The sequence below is a fragment of the Salinimicrobium sp. 3283s genome (assembly GCF_039602225.1).
In the GTDB taxonomy this organism is placed as follows: domain Bacteria; phylum Bacteroidota; class Bacteroidia; order Flavobacteriales; family Flavobacteriaceae; genus Salinimicrobium; species Salinimicrobium profundisediminis.
The window spans coordinates 2,376,763-2,391,419 of the sequence record NZ_CP143631.1; the positions used below are offsets into that span (position 1 = coordinate 2,376,763).

Here is a 14,657-nt window from a genome sequence, read left to right on the forward strand (position 1 = left end):
TATGGAGCAATTGGTAGAACTAGATCACGAACTTTTCCTATTTCTCAACAATCTTGGCGAACCTGCCTGGGATAATTTCTGGAATTTTATTACCAATAAATGGGCTTCCATTCCATTTTACGCACTGCTGGTGTTTTTCCTTTACAGGGCTTTAGGGTGGAAGAAAACTTTGCTTTCCCTGGTGCTTGTCGCATTAGTGATCACCTGTACAGATCAACTTGCAAACCTTTTTAAACACTATTTTGAACGCCCCCGGCCTTGCAGGCAGGCAGGTATTATGGAATATTCCCGCTTTGTTGCTGTGAGATGTGGCAGGTTTGGGTATTTTTCTGCGCATGCGGCGAGTTCGGCAGCCCTGGTGGTTTATTTAGGGATGATCCTTAAAAGTTACTGGAAGCACATCTTTCCGGTACTTATTTTCTGGGGATTGCTGGTTTCCTACAGCCGCATTTATCTTGGGGTGCATTATCCCGGCGATGTGCTTACCGGCTGGTTCTTTGGGATTGTAATTGGATATGCCTTCTATCGTTTGTTCCTGTTCCTGGGGCGTAGGTTTTTTACTCCCGGCGACGCTCCAGCAGGTAAAACATCCTAATAAGCCTGCTTTTGTACGTAGAGGCTTCGGGGCTTACATAGTTGAGGTCATATCTCCTGGAAGACAGCACTCTAAAATCCCTTTTTAGAGTATCTATAAAAGCCGAATCTTTTTCCTGAAGTATAATACCAAATCTGTCTGCTTCGGGTAAACGTAGCTCGTCAGCGTGTAACTTCGGAATTGGTTCTCCATATTCCCATATAATTTCAGGAGTTTCTGAAACATATTCATACACCTGAAATTCTTCAGCTTCAGCAAACTTCTGAAGTTCATCAAAATTTCTGAAGTCAGGGTTTTTCAGAAAAGCATCTGAAAGCGGAAAGGCGAAGCTCATAATTCCGCACATAAAGGCTATTGTCAGAAAAAAGACATAAGGATATTTCCTCTTTTTCAGGAAGTACAATAAAGCTACGGCCAGCCCAAGCAGTATCACCGAAGCCGAAATATACCAAAACCAGTGCCCTTCAAGCTCCAGCATAAAATATCCTGCAATGGGGAAAGCCAGGCCAATTACAGCGATGAGTCCGTGATTAAAGTACACAACATAGCCCTCCTTTTTTGAAAGGTCTTTAAACCTTCTGAAAAGGTATTCTATATAAAAACTGGTATTGAGAGCCATGGGGATAAGCACCGGCAGGAGGTATCGGGACTTCTTTTCGGGGATAATTGACAAAAGGACAACGGCTGCAAGGGTCCAGAAAAGGGCAAATTTGTAAGCTTTTTTATTTGCGACTCTGTTCTTTAAATATGGATATAAGAGGGCAACAAAGGCAGGGATGGTCCAAATGCCGCTTTGAACAACAAAGCTCCAGTAATAATAAAAAGGCCGCACATTGTAATTCGTCCAGCGGGTGGCTTCCCGGGAGGTAATTTCTATAAAAGCAACAGGATCAGCCAGCCTTACATAAATAAACCACCAGCCGCCAATTCCCAGGGCCAAAACCAGGAGAACTAAGAAAGATTTCCACTTTTCTTTAAAACCTTTAAATTTATAAACACTTGCATAGGCAATTAGAAATGGTAGGAGCAGCGCGTAAAGGGAAACAGGGCCTTTGCTCATTATGGAGAAGCCCAGAAATATCCCTCCAAAAATGGCATTTTTGAGAAGGTTTTTTTCACTGCCGAAAAAATTCCATAGAAAGTATATGGCTACGAGCATAAAAGAATGGGTGAAAATATCCCATTGCCCGTTGCGGCCCATAAATATTATGTAGAATGAGCTGGCGAGAATCAAAGTGGCTAAAAAGGATTGTTTTAGGCTAACTTCAAGTTTTGGCAATAACCTGTAGAAGGTGTACAGCAGCAGCAAGGTGACCAGTGCCGCCGGCAGGCGCAGCCCAAATACACTGGTAAAGCCAAAGAGTATTCCACTTATGGCCGTAAGCCAGGTGGGTAAAGGGGGTTTTTCATATCGGGCTTCTGCATTGAGCGTAGTGAGAATCCAGTTATCGTTGGTCACCATTTCGCGGGCAGTAATAAAATTACGGGCTTCCATGATATTAATGTAAATAACATCAAGGTGCACCACGAAGATCAATGCCCATACAAGCAGGATGTAAAGCAGGTATTGCTGATTTTTAGTCATGTTCTCTCCTTATTAAAACCATATTTCTAACATAGATTACGCTGCCCACTATGTGGCCAACAAAAAGTACGGGATCTTTTCGAAGAACCGCATAGATAAGGATAAGGACTGAACCCGAAAAGCTGAGCAGCCAAAATCCCAAAGGCAAAACAGATTCTTTAACCTTTTCAGAATAAGCCCATTGATATACAAATCTAAGAGTAAAGATTACCTGTGCCGAAGACCCCAGCACCAATAGCCACAGTGGGATATTTTCGTTGTAGAGCAACTTCTCTATATCATAAGTGTTGTTGTTGTATGAATACATAAACAGTAACACCGGAAAGAAGTAGAGGAAAAGGCGTAACCATTTTGCCATTTTTTTCCATTCTCCCTGCAGCTGCATGTTTCTTATATAGATAAAATAGGTAAGAGCCTGCCCCAGCATAATTGAGAAATCACTTCGGAGGTAGCCATAAACAAAAAGCAAAAAAGAGGCAAAGAGTGAAACCTTCCAGAAACGGGCAGGGGTAAGCACCTTTTTTTGTTTTTCAGAAGCAATCCACTGTAGCAGGAGCCGGGTTGAGAACAGGATCTGCGCTGTAAACCCAATGCTGTAGACCAGCCAGCTATTCATTTTTTTCAGCTACTTTGTAGTTGATGTAACTTCTTTTCATCCACAAAAAAGCAAAACAATCTACAAGAGGGCCTGCCAACCGGTTAAGGAGGTGGAATTTTGCTTTTCCGGCTATACGTGCATAGTGCCTTACAGGAACCTGTTTTACCCTTCCATTTTGCAGTAAAACCATGGCAGGTAAAAATCGGTGCAACCCTTTGAACATAGGGATTCGCTTTGCATAATCGGCCTTGATCACTTTGAGGGGGCAACCGGTGTCATCCATCCCATCCTGGGTAAAACTGCGTCTTATGCCGTTAGCGATCAGGGAAGACAGGTTCTTTTTTACCGAATCTTTTCTATTGGTGCGCATCCCCGTCACCAGGTCATATTCACCAATGTGCTGCAGGAGCAGGTTAAAATCCTCGGGATCTGTTTGCAGGTCAGAATCTATATAACCTATGAGAGGAGTATCTGCATGATCAAACCCTGCTTTGATAGCCGAACTCAATCCATAATTGCGATCAAAAGAAATAAATTTAAAGGCTTCATTTCGGCGGGAAATCTCCTGTACAAGCTGCAGACTATTGTCTGTAGAGCCATCGTTGATAAAAAGCACGCAGGTCTTAACCGGTGCCTTTTTAATATAGAGATCCAGTTCCTGCTCTACTCTAAGCAAATTTGGCTCTTCGTTGTACAGAGGGACCAGAATGGTAAATTCGTATTTCATTAAATATGAGGTATGCGGCGCAAAGGTAATAATATTACATTTCCTGTGAGGTAGATGGGGAAGAAGTCTCTTTGAAATAATATTTGTTTCTTTGCAGAGGTAAAATACCTGGAATAATTAGGGAGAAAATTTTTTTGAGAATGAAAATACTGGTAACGGGTGCTGCAGGTTTTATAGGATCTCACACTGCAGAACGTTTACAACAAGAAGGTTATGAGGTCGTTGGAGTAGATAACTTTTCTGATTACTATGATGTCTCCTTGAAAAAAATTAATACGGAATCTCTCTATGAAATAGGTATTGAGGTGATAAAAATGGATCTTCGGGAGACCGGTGATTATAAGCTTTTGCCTTCAGATTTCGATTTTATCCTGCACTTCGCAGCCCAGCCCGGCATTTCTTCTGAAAGTACTTTTGATGAATATTTTAGCAATAATGTGAGCGCTACACAGCATTTGCTCGAATTTGCAGAAAAGAATCCAAACCTGAAGCATTTTTTTAATATCTCAACTTCTTCAGTTTATGGCCTGGAGGCAACTTTCCCTGAAACTGTCGCTCCAAAGCCGGCTTCCTGGTATGGAGTTTCAAAACTTGCGGCAGAACAACTGGTACTGGCAAAGAGTCGCGCTAAAGAACTTAAGGCTTCTTCCCTTAGGTTGTTCTCGGTTTACGGCCCGCGTGAAAGACCCGAAAAGCTTTATACCAAACTTATCGCCTGCGGAATGAACGATGAGGTTTTTCCTATTTTTGAAGGGAGTGAAAAGCATCTTCGCAGTTTTACTTACGTGGGGGATATTGTAGAGGGTATCCTTAAAGCAATTCAAAAACATGAGATTCTGGATGGGGAGATCATCAACCTGGGTGCGGTAGATGAGCACAAAACCCAGCAGGGAATTGATATGGTTGAGCAGCTCCTGGGGAAAAAGATTAAGCTTGAGGTAAAGCCAAAAAGGCAGGGAGACCAGTCAAGGACTTTGGCCAATATTCAAAAGGCCAAAAAATTGCTCGGGTATGAACCCAAAACTACCTTAAAAGAAGGTTTGCGCCAGCAAGTGGAGTGGTATAAAAAATTTATTCATAATTCCCTGTAACGCTGTAGCAGAAAAGCTGCCGCTTCAAAAGGCGTGGTTTCATTATTTTCTAGCGCTTCTAACTGTTGCTTAAGCAGAATTTTGATCTCGGGTTCATTGTAGAACCTGCTTTTAAGGTGCTCATTAATGGTTTGTAGCAGCCAGAACTTATTCTGTTCATGTCGCTTTTTGCTGAAGTTTCCATTTTCTTTTAGCTTCTGCTCGTAGTCTGAAATGAGTTCCCACACTTCAGAAATACCTTCTTTGTAATAGGCACTACAGAGCAACACCTTGGGTTGCCATCCGGTTTCTTTGGCGGGATAGAGGTGAAGGGCTCTCCTGAATTCTGCACGGGCTCTTTCGGCAGGTTTCCTGTTCTCGCCATCGGCTTTATTGATCACAATAGCATCGGCCATTTCCATGATTCCGCGTTTAATACCCTGTAGTTCATCTCCGGCCCCGGCAAGTTTCAGTAGTAAAAAGAAATCGGTCATACTGTGCACGGTAGTTTCACTTTGTCCCACCCCTACAGTTTCAATAAGCAGCGTATCAAAGCCTGCCGCTTCGCAAAGAATGATGGTCTCGCGTGTCTTTTTTGCCACCCCGCCAAGGGAATCTCCCGATGGCGAAGGCCTTATAAAAGCATTTTCATGATTTACCAGCGTCTCCATACGGGTTTTATCACCCAGAATACTTCCGCCCGAAATGCTGCTGCTGGGATCTACAGCAAGCACAGCAACTTTTTTTCCGGCATCAGCCAGGTGAACCCCAAAGGCTTCTATAAAAGTGCTTTTTCCAACTCCCGGCACACCGGTGATCCCAATCCTTATAGAATTGTTGGCGTATGGAAGGCATTTTTCGATAAGCTGCGCAGCCTTTTCCTGTTGCTTTGGCTGGTTAGTCTCCACCAGCGTAATTCCCTGGCTTAAAGCCGATTTGTCGCCTGCCCTAAGGCGGGTGAAGATTTCATCTATGGAGGTTTCCTTTCTCCTGGAATCCCTTATCTTTTTTGCCATTACAGCATTAACTTCTGAAGAGGGATGAGTGCCCTCAGATTCGTGTAGAGCAGATTTATTTTTCAAACCGGGATTAGTTTTTAGGTGGAGATCTTATTTGTATATTGAACTACTAAAATAACAAAATAAAAGATCATTATGAAGACATTGTATACTGGTGTTGCCACCACAACAGGCGGAAGAGAAGGAAATGTGAGAAGTGACGACGGAATTCTTGATCTGGACCTAAGTATGCCTAAATCTATGGGCGGAAAAGGTGCCGAAAAGACAAACCCTGAACAACTTTTTGCAGCCGGATATTCTGCATGTTATGGCAGTGCACTTCAGATTGTAGCAAAAAAACATAAGGTAGACCTCGGCGATTTTTCGGTTACCGCTTCAGTAGAACTGGGAACCACAGAGGATGGTGACCTCGAGCTTTCGGTAGTTCTCGATTCATATATTCCGGGGGTGGATGTTGAAACAGGAGAGAAGCTGGTCAACGAAGCACATGAAATTTGTCCTTATTCAAGAGCTACGCGAGATAATATTGATGTTACTCTTAACCTTATGCTAGACGACGAAGATTAAATCATTCATTCATACCATTCAAAAAGGGCATTTTTAAGTGCTCTTTTTTTATGCCCCGGCAGGAATGATGCTACAAATTGTTTTCGTCTTCTGTCTCAGGATCATAGTTTAGGTGCAGGCTGTTGTACACGGCTTCTATGTTGCGTTGATTTTCCATGAGCACAATTAGGGTGTCGTCTTCTTCTATTTGAGTTGCCCCGTTTGGGGTAAGGAATTTTCCGTTGCGGGAAATCATGGCAATGATGGCATTTCGGGGAAAATGAAGGTCTACAATTCTCTTACCTACAGAAAAATTTTCTGAAGGAATGGTGATCTCCCTAATTAGAGATTTGGTTCCATCAGCAAGAAATGCGTCAACAGGAGAGATCTTTTTTGCCTTTTTTGGAAGTGCAACATGTAGCCAGTGCGCTACTTTTGAAAGGGTTGTTCCCTGTACCAAAACTGAGGTGAGGGAAACGAAAAACACAATATTAAAGATCATGTGCGCCTTTTCAATTCCGGCTAAAAGCGGGTAAGTGGCAAAAACAATGGGAACTGCACCTCTTAGCCCCACCCAGGAAATATACCAGCGGCGGCGCATTTTCATCTTAAAAGGTGCAAGGCTAAGCATCACTCCAATGGGCCGCGCAATGAAAATGAGAAATACCGAAATCAAAATTCCCAGGCCAACAATAGGCACAATATCGCTGGGATAAACAAGTAGCCCAAGGGTAAGGAAAAGCACAATCTGCATAAGCCAGGCTACCCCATCAAAGAAGCGCATAATGGTTCTTTTGTGAATAAGATCCTGATTTCCCAGATAAACCCCGGCCAGGTACACGGCAAGGAATCCGTTTCCGCCCAGCCTGTCTGTAGCCGAAAACACCAGGAACATAAGTGCAACTGCCAGCACTGGATAAAGGCCTTCAAAATCGAGCGTGATCTTATTGATGATGATCTTGCTAAGCTTTCCGAAGAGAAAACCGAGCGCAGCACCTATCAGGATTTGCTGAAGGAAAAGTGGAATTATAGAAAGCAGGCTTTGATCCTGGTTTACTACCAGCCCTAAAAAGGCTATAGTAAGAAAATAGGCCATAGGGTCGTTACTACCACTTTCAAGCTCAAGCGTGGGTCTTATATTTGCTTTTAAGGCCATGTTTTTAGATCGCAGTATAGAGAAAACGGCTGCGGCATCTGTAGATGATACAATGGCTCCCAGCAGCAGGCCTTCATAAATAGTAAAATCTGTAATCGCCCAGACAAAGGTGCCAAGGGAGACTGCTGTAAATAGCACTCCAAGCGTGGAGAGGGAAATACCGTGCCAGAGAATGGGCTTAATACTGCGCCAGTTGGTGTCAAGCCCCCCCGAAAAGAGTATGAAATTCAAAGAAACAATTCCAATAAACTGGGCCAGTTGAGGATCGTCAAATTCAATTTTCCCAATACCTTCTGATCCTGCCAGGATTCCTACCGAGAGGAAAAGTATAAGCGTGGGGACTCCAAACTTATAGGACGTTTTTCCTGCCAGTATGCTTATAAGAAGTAAAAGTGAACCAATTAAGAGTACATTCTCTGTGGTAATATCCATTTATTGAAGGCTTGTTCCGATGGCGTAAAGAAAAGCAAAATTTAGCTTTTTTAAAGGCTTAGTCAGGTTGGTTCTCCTTGAGGAGCTGCGGAAATTTATTTTTAAACCTGTTCATTCTTGGTACCGAAACATTGCGGATATATGGATCATTGGGATTGTACTTCTTGTAATTTTGATGGTAATCTTCAGCTTTCCAGAACTTTTGGAAAGGCAAGACCTCTACAGCAATGGCCTTTTTATATTGTTCTGCCAGTTCTTTAAGTTTTTGTTCAATGATCTTTTTTTGTTGTGCATTTTGGTAAAAGATGATCGAGCGGTATTGCGAACCTATATCGGGCCCCTGTCCATTTTTTTGAGTAGGATCCATAGATCCAAAATACACATCGGTAAGGGTTTCGAAGTCAATGATTTCGGGGTCGTAGATCACTTCTACGGCTTCGGCATGGCCTGTACGGCCTGTATTGCTCTCTTCATAGGTCGGATTCTCAGTATGGCCACCCGAATATCCCGCGATGGCTTCTTTTACGCCCACCACGCTTTCAAACACAGCTTCAACACACCAAAAACAACCGCTCGCAAAATAGGCTTTTTTGAGACCGTTCTGGGTAGGAGCTTCCACAGGTTCGGCATTGGCAATTTCGGGCAGGGTCACTGTTTCTCCCGAAGAATTTCCGCAGGCAGTGAGACTAAAAATAAGAGTGAGCAGCAGGTATTTCATAATATTCTATTCTTTTGTGTAGGTTCCTTCTAGTGATTTTTTTCCGTAGAGGGCATATTCTGTGATAATTTCCCCATCTTTAGAAAAACCAAGCCAGTCCAGCTCAGTGCTGCCATCGGGTTGAAAAGTGAGGGTAGCAACCGGAGTATTGGTGTCAAATTCGTCCCAGGGCAAAGGTTTGTCGGGAGAACTTTCTCTTGATGCCGCAATAAAATAGACGTTTGCAGTATTTTCCCCAGTTTTTTCGCACCTGGCGCTTATGTACATTTTATCTTTATCTATACACCACTCTGTAGGCCTGTCATAAGATACCTCTATACAGTTGCAGTTGCAATCTGTGCCCTTATCGCTGTCTGACTTTCGATATTTTCCTGAAAATCCTGTGGCAGGTAAAGCCGATGCCTGTGCTGTTGCTTTTTCTGTTTGCAGGGCGTCCCGTTCCTTCTGAAGGTTTTCGGGCGGCAGGGTGTCGGCAGAAATTGTTTGGGTATCTATTCTTTCTGAAGTTTCCGAAGTAGCGTTGTTTCTGTCTTTACAGGAAAAAAGCACCATCGCAATAAGCATGAAAAGTAACTTTTTCATAGTTGTAGGTTTGGTCTTTAAAGATAAGCCATCCAAAATAGATTTCTGTGAAACAGATGTTAACGCAGTAGAAGATTGAAATTCAAAATTAAAGATCAAGGAATAATTTAATTCTTCACTTAAGATTTCCATCAACAAAAAACCCCTCACTTGCGTGAAGGGTTTTTAAAATTGATATGATGAAATTTAGAAGCTTTGGAAAAGCTCATTCATCTTTTGTCTTTCTTCCTGTGCCAGTTCTTCGTCAACAAGAATACGGCCACTGTGCTCATCGGTGATGATCTTTCTGCGTCCTGCAATTTCCATGATCACCTGCGGTGGGATGGTAAAGAAAGAACCTCCAGAGGCTCCTCTTTCAACAGGAACTACGGCTAAACCGTTCTTCACGCTGCTGCGGATTCTCTTGTAAGCATTTACCAGGCGCTCTTCGATTTGCTGCTCATACTCTTTAGATTTGTCCAGTAGAGCTTTTTCTTCTTTTTCAGTTTCAGCAAGGATGGCATCCAGTTCCCCTTTTTTGTGGTCAAGGTGCTTCTGGCGCTCAGCTAACCGCTCTTTGGTTTGCTCAATAACGTCTTTTTTCTGGTCTATTTGAGCACGATACTCTTTGATTTGCTTTTCGGCAAGTTCTATTTCCAGTTCCTGAAATTCAACTTCTTTAGAAAGAGCGTTGAATTCCCGGTTGTTACGTACATTCTTTTGCTGCTCGTTATATTTTTTGATCAATGCCTGCGCATTTTCTATCAAAACTTTTTTGGTATTGATCCCCTGATCGATCACTTCAAGGTCGGCATCCATTTTTTCCAAACGGGTATTAAGGCCTGCTACTTCATCTTCTAAATCTTCTACCTCAAGCGGAAGTTCACCTCGTACATTTCTTATTTCATCCACCCTGGAATCTATAAGTTGAAGATCGTATAATGCTCTTAACTTCTCTTCTACAGTAACATCGGTTTTTTTTGCCATAGTTAAAAATACTTGATAGGATTGGTTTCTGTGTTTGATAAAACGACTGCAAAATTAGCAAATTTTTTCTTAAGATAAGTAGTCAAAAGGGTTTTTGTGTACTGTTCGCTTTCGTAATGCCCAACATCAGCCAATACCAGTCTTTGCTCAGCTTTATAGAAGTCGTGGTACTTGAGATCGGCAGTGATAAAAATATCTGCCCCGGCCGCGATGGCCTGGTTAATTGCAAAGCTTCCGCTACCGCCCAGCACAGCGACTTTTTTAATGGGTTTTCCCAGTAACGCCGAATGGCGGATACACCCACTGCCAAAGGTCTTTTTTACCTGTTCCAAAAATGCCTTTTCTTCCATCTCTTCCTTTAATATCCCCGTCATTCCCATACCAATATGCTGATTTGGATTTTCGAGGGTCGTCACTTCATACGCCACTTCTTCATAAGGATGATTGTCAAAAAGGGCATTTAGAATGTTCTTTTCAAGATGCTTCGGGAAGGTCACCCCAATCTGCATTTCTTCCTCGTAATGGGTTTCGCCTTTTCTCCCTATCACAGGGTTGGATGCTTCATTTCCCCTGAAAGATCCGCTGCCGGCTACATTAAAACTGCAATGGTCATAATTTCCTATTGTGCCAGCGCCAGCGGCAAATAATGCCTCTCTAACTTCTGCAGCATTCTTTTTGGGTGCAAATGTGACTAGCTTTTTAATGGTACCGGGCTGGGGGATGAGAATTGTCCTCTCAATTAATCCCAGTTGTTCACAAATCATATCATTAACTCCCTTGAAACTATTGTCTAGCGCGGTGTGGATGGCGTAGATCGCAATATCATTTTTAATAGCCTTCAAAATAGCCCGCTCTACATAATTGCTGCCGGTAAGCTTTTTAAGCCCCGAAAAGATTATTGGGTGAAAAGCGACAATAAGATTGCAGTTCTTTTCAATGGCTTCGTCTACCACGGTTTCCAGTGTATCAAGCGTTACAAGAATTCCTGAAACCTCGCTGCCGGGAGAACCGGTGAGCAGACCTACATTGTCAAAATCTTCGGCATAAGCGGTAGGAGCAAATTTTTCTAACTCCCTAATTATTTCCTTAACTAACATTTTTCCTTTTTTGCTGAGTTTGTCAAAGATAAAAATTATCTGGCCAGGCTAGCTTATTCAGTCTTCCTCTTCAGATTAAATTTATTTTAATTTCAGCAGGGGCAAAGTCGGCTGCACCAGGGTGTCAAAAATGGCAAATTTTAACTATCTTTTTTTCTGAAGTGGCTGAAAATGATCTTTTACGTTTCAGGAAAAAAATTACCTTCGCATTCATGTCGGCAAGAAAATTTCTTTATCCTTTTTCTATTCTTTACGGTACTGCAATGCGGGTTCGAAACCAGCTGTACGACCGTGAAATCTTACCAGTTCACAGTTTTGATCTGCCTGTTATTGCAGTAGGAAACCTAAGTATGGGCGGTACTGGGAAATCTCCCATGGTAGAATATTTGACCCAGCTGCTAAAGGTAAACTACAGGGTGGCCACCCTTAGCCGCGGATACAGAAGAAAAACCAGCGGTTATATCCTGCTTACCGGCACCGAAACAGCTTCGGAAGTTGGAGATGAACCCCTGCAGTTTAAATACAAGTTTCCTGAAGTAGCGGTTGCTGTAGATGAGAACCGAAGTCATGGAATAGCAGAACTTCTGAATGTAAAACCAAAGCCTGAAGTAGTGCTGCTCGATGATGCCTTTCAACACCGAAGGGTAAAGGCCGGCTTCTATATTTTATTAACCTCATATTCAAAATTATACCGGAATGACTTTGTGCTTCCGGCGGGTGACCTGAGAGAACCTGCATCGGGCGCAAAAAGGGCCAGGGTAATTGTGGTAACCAAATGCCCTGCAAATCTCTCTGTGGAAGAACAAATGGAGATCGTAAAAAAACTGAAACCCACAGCAGGGCAGGAAGTTTTCTTTACAACTATAGCATATAGTGAAAAAGTGATGGGCAGAAACGGATCTTATGCTTTAAAGGACCTCCAAAAAAACCCTTTTACGCTGGTAACCGGGATTGCAAATCCGCAGCCTATGGTTGAGCACCTCGAAGCACTGGGGCTGAAATTTGAACATAAAAAGTTTAAAGATCATCACAATTTTACTGAAGCTGAATTGCGGGAGCTGCAACATGAGGAATTTATACTCACTACCGAAAAGGATTATATGCGGCTCAAAAATGAGATTTCGAGGGAGAAAATCTTCTATCTGCCTATTCGAAGCTGTTTCCTTCAAAGGGAAGAGGCGTTTGAAGATCTTGTTTTGGAGTATATAAAAAAAAGTGAGACCCGGTAAAGTCTCACTTTTATCTTTTTTTGGCTAATTCAAACTATATCTCAATAACTTGAATCTACCTGTACTCAAACCTTGTGCCACTTTTTTAAATTGTGGCTTTTTGCTGATTTAAATATTTATTGATTTTCTGAAAGAATTCTTCAGTTTTGTAAGGTTTTGGTATAATGTCATTAAAGCCGTTGAGGTAGAATTCATCAAGGCTCTCTTCTAAAGTTACCGCTGTAAGAGCAATAATAGGAATGCTTTCGTTGAACTTTCGTATTTCTCTGGTTGCTTCAATCCCGCTAATACCAGGCATGTGAATATCCATTAGAATAAGATCGAATTCATTGTCTTTTACTTTTGTAATGGCAGTGGTTCCATTGTCGGCAACATCACAAATCACCTTGTTCTTTTCCAGGATCTTTCGAGTGATCATTTGGTTGATCTTGTTGTCTTCTACAATAAGAATTTTTTTATTGTGCATAATATTGTTTGATAGGGGCTCGGGAATCTCGTCGATACTTTTTTGATCCTGTGGGCTGGCTGGTTCCATTGCTTCGAAGTTAAGTTCAAAATGGAAGAGGGAACCTTCTCCCAGTTCGCTCTCCAGGTGAATTTCACTGTCCATTAAATTGAGCAGGTTTTTCACTATTGAAAGCCCCAGCCCGGTACCTCCAAACTTCCGGTTTATTTGTAGTGAGCCCTGTGTAAAGTTCTCAAAAATGGCTTTTTGTTTCTCCTTGCTAATTCCTTCACCGGTATCCTGTACTTCAAACCTTAGCAGCACCTTACTGTCCTTCTGCCTTAAACGTTTAACCCGCACCCAAATATCACCATCTTCAGTAAACTTGATAGAATTACCTATAAGGTTGATAAGGATCTGAGAGATCTTAAGCGGATCGCCCTTCAATTTCTTCGGAATTTCGGGATCAAACTCGAGGTGAAGTTTGGTCTTTTTGTCTTCGGCCGAATTCTTTAAGGCAATTAGAACATCTGTAATCCTCTTTTTCAGATTAAAAGAACTTTCAAGCATTTCCACTTTTTTAGCTTCCAGCTTGTTGAGGTCAAGAATGTTGTTGATAAGTGAAAGCAGGTATTCCCCTGAAAATTTGAGGGAATTGAGGTGTTCCTTTTGATTTTCTGTAGGGCTTTCTTCCAGTAGTAAATGAGTAAGGCCTGTTACAGCATAAAGAGGAGTCCTTAGTTCATGGGTGATGGTTGAGAGGAACTGGGCTTTGGCCAGTGATGCTTTCTCGGCGTTTTCTTTGGCAGTAATTAACTCAGAATTCTTTTTTTGCAGTAGATCGTTTGCCCGGGCCCTAAGATTGTTATTCTTATATAGAGAGAGCGTTAAAAGAGAGAGGATGGTGATCAAAGCCACACTAAGAATGGTGGTGAGTTTGTTCACTTTTAGCGTGCGTTCGGCCTCTTCTTTTTTACGGGTCAACTCGTTCATGGTACTCTTCATAGAATCTACTCCATACCGGGCACTGGCATCTACGGCAAGGGCTTCAGCATTTAAATTGTATAAAGAATCCTGTATTTTGTTGTTCTCACGAAGCAGCGTTAAAGCCTCCTGGTAATTTCCCATTTCCTCCTGGAGCTGGCTCTGTACCAGTCTGGTATGCTGAATCATACCGGCAAAATTATTGTGTTGGGCAGTCTTCAAACTTTTTTCAGCTTCCTCCATGGCTTCAGCCAGTTGTCCTGAAGCCTGGTAGGCACGTGCTTTGTAGTAGTGAACCCTGGTACGTTCGTACTCGTTGTTTTGGATTCGCAATTTTTTTTCGGCTGAATTTAGCAGCGAGAGGGCCGCATGTGGTCTTTCGGCGGTATTGAGGTAGAGGATTCCACGGTTGAGCTCTACAGCTCCAATTCCTTCGGTGTCTTCCTGTTTTTTATAGAGGGCTTCAGCAAGGTCAAAATATTCGGTGGCACGATCAAAAATTTTCTTCGCAGTAAAGATCTTTCCGAAGTTAAGATAGCTATAAGCCAGGCCTTCTTCGTCTTCTATTTCCCGCTGTATGGAAATAGCCCGTTGCAGCTCGGTTGCAGCACGCTCATTTTCATGACGCACATAATAGAGGTGGGCCAGAATACTGCTGGAAAGTGCAATTAACCTCGGGTGATCTATAGATCTTGAAAGTTCAAGTGCCGTATTTAATTCGCGTAGAGCCTGATCAAAATGTATACTGTTAATTGACTCTTCTGCGTTTTCCAACAGTTGTTCAATAGTGGTATTTATTTCATCTACTTCCTGTAGGCTTTTTCCCTGGGAATAGGAAAAGGAAAAGTAAAGAAATGCCACCATTAAAAGAGTAAAGTTCTTCATTGGGACAAAATAACTGTGGATAA

At 42.4% G+C, this 14,657-nt stretch carries 14 protein-coding genes; 4 read left to right on the forward strand and 10 right to left on the reverse strand.

The window, feature by feature from the left end:
* Position 1: 1 nt before the first annotated feature.
* Entirely contained in the window at positions 2 to 595 is a 594-nt protein-coding gene (locus tag VS868_RS10585) for a phosphatase PAP2 family protein (RefSeq protein WP_345597324.1), read from the forward strand.
* Here the strand turns inward: VS868_RS10585 and VS868_RS10590 are convergent.
* From VS868_RS10590 to VS868_RS10600, 3 genes are read right to left on the reverse strand one after another with little or no spacing between them, the layout of a single operon-like run.
* Complete coding sequence (locus tag VS868_RS10590) at positions 558 to 2,180, reverse strand: phospholipid carrier-dependent glycosyltransferase (RefSeq protein WP_345597326.1); 1,623 nt, start codon at positions 2,178 to 2,180, stop codon at positions 558 to 560. The two genes, VS868_RS10585 and VS868_RS10590, sit on opposite strands and share 38 nt — an antisense overlap.
* Positions 2,173 to 2,796 carry a lipid-A-disaccharide synthase N-terminal domain-containing protein gene (locus VS868_RS10595; protein ID WP_266067906.1) on the reverse strand — a complete coding sequence of 208 codons (624 nt, stop codon included), beginning with the start codon at positions 2,794 to 2,796 and terminating at the stop codon, positions 2,173 to 2,175. The genes VS868_RS10590 and VS868_RS10595 overlap by 8 nt, the downstream gene beginning before the upstream one ends.
* The gene (locus VS868_RS10600) at positions 2,789 to 3,505 is read right to left on the reverse strand and encodes a glycosyltransferase (RefSeq protein WP_266067905.1); all 717 of its coding nucleotides are present in this window, start codon (positions 3,503 to 3,505) and stop codon (positions 2,789 to 2,791) included. Before VS868_RS10600 ends, VS868_RS10595 begins: the two co-directional genes overlap by 8 nt.
* A gap of 140 nt (positions 3,506 to 3,645) precedes the next feature.
* Here VS868_RS10600 and VS868_RS10605 point away from each other — a divergent pair, with 140 nt between their 5' ends.
* Positions 3,646 to 4,596 carry an NAD-dependent epimerase/dehydratase family protein gene (locus VS868_RS10605; RefSeq protein WP_345597330.1) on the forward strand — a complete coding sequence of 317 codons (951 nt, stop codon included), beginning with the start codon at positions 3,646 to 3,648 and terminating at the stop codon, positions 4,594 to 4,596.
* Here VS868_RS10605 and meaB read toward each other — a convergent pair.
* Positions 4,581 to 5,657: a methylmalonyl Co-A mutase-associated GTPase MeaB gene (meaB, locus tag VS868_RS10610; protein ID WP_345597332.1), complete on the reverse strand. Its 1,077-nt coding sequence runs from the start codon at positions 5,655 to 5,657 to the stop codon at positions 4,581 to 4,583. The genes VS868_RS10605 and meaB overlap by 16 nt on opposite strands.
* A gap of 72 nt (positions 5,658 to 5,729) precedes the next feature.
* Here meaB and VS868_RS10615 point away from each other — a divergent pair, with 72 nt between their 5' ends.
* Positions 5,730 to 6,161 carry an organic hydroperoxide resistance protein gene (locus tag VS868_RS10615; RefSeq protein ID WP_266067901.1) on the forward strand — a complete coding sequence of 144 codons (432 nt, stop codon included), beginning with the start codon at positions 5,730 to 5,732 and terminating at the stop codon, positions 6,159 to 6,161.
* A gap of 70 nt (positions 6,162 to 6,231) precedes the next feature.
* Here VS868_RS10615 and VS868_RS10620 read toward each other — a convergent pair whose 3' ends face one another.
* The 5 genes from VS868_RS10620 to VS868_RS10640 form a co-directional block, all read right to left on the reverse strand.
* The gene (locus tag VS868_RS10620; protein ID WP_266067900.1) at positions 6,232 to 7,728 is read right to left on the reverse strand and encodes a potassium/proton antiporter; all 1,497 of its coding nucleotides are present in this window, start codon (positions 7,726 to 7,728) and stop codon (positions 6,232 to 6,234) included.
* 58 nt (positions 7,729 to 7,786) lie between these two features.
* Positions 7,787 to 8,446 carry a peptide-methionine (S)-S-oxide reductase MsrA gene (gene msrA, locus VS868_RS10625; RefSeq protein ID WP_266067899.1) on the reverse strand — a complete coding sequence of 220 codons (660 nt, stop codon included), beginning with the start codon at positions 8,444 to 8,446 and terminating at the stop codon, positions 7,787 to 7,789.
* A gap of 6 nt (positions 8,447 to 8,452) precedes the next feature.
* Positions 8,453 to 9,028 (reverse strand): hypothetical protein, encoded by a 576-nt coding sequence (locus VS868_RS10630; RefSeq protein WP_345597337.1) that lies wholly within the window; start codon positions 9,026 to 9,028, stop codon positions 8,453 to 8,455.
* A 186-nt stretch (positions 9,029 to 9,214) separates the two neighbouring features.
* Positions 9,215 to 9,994, reverse strand: a complete 780-nt coding sequence (locus VS868_RS10635) for a C4-type zinc ribbon domain-containing protein (RefSeq protein WP_266067897.1) — start codon at positions 9,992 to 9,994, stop codon at positions 9,215 to 9,217.
* A 2-nt stretch (positions 9,995 to 9,996) separates the two neighbouring features.
* Complete coding sequence (locus tag VS868_RS10640; RefSeq protein WP_266067896.1) at positions 9,997 to 11,091, reverse strand: Nif3-like dinuclear metal center hexameric protein; 1,095 nt, start codon at positions 11,089 to 11,091, stop codon at positions 9,997 to 9,999.
* Between the two features lie 212 nt (positions 11,092 to 11,303).
* Between VS868_RS10640 and lpxK the strand changes: the two genes are divergently transcribed.
* Entirely contained in the window at positions 11,304 to 12,320 is a 1,017-nt protein-coding gene (lpxK, locus tag VS868_RS10645) for a tetraacyldisaccharide 4'-kinase (RefSeq protein WP_345597341.1), read from the forward strand.
* 85 nt (positions 12,321 to 12,405) lie between these two features.
* Here lpxK and VS868_RS10650 read toward each other — a convergent pair whose 3' ends face one another.
* Positions 12,406 to 14,634, reverse strand: a complete 2,229-nt coding sequence (locus tag VS868_RS10650; RefSeq protein WP_345597343.1) for a response regulator — start codon at positions 14,632 to 14,634, stop codon at positions 12,406 to 12,408.
* Positions 14,635 to 14,657: the final 23 nt, after the last annotated feature.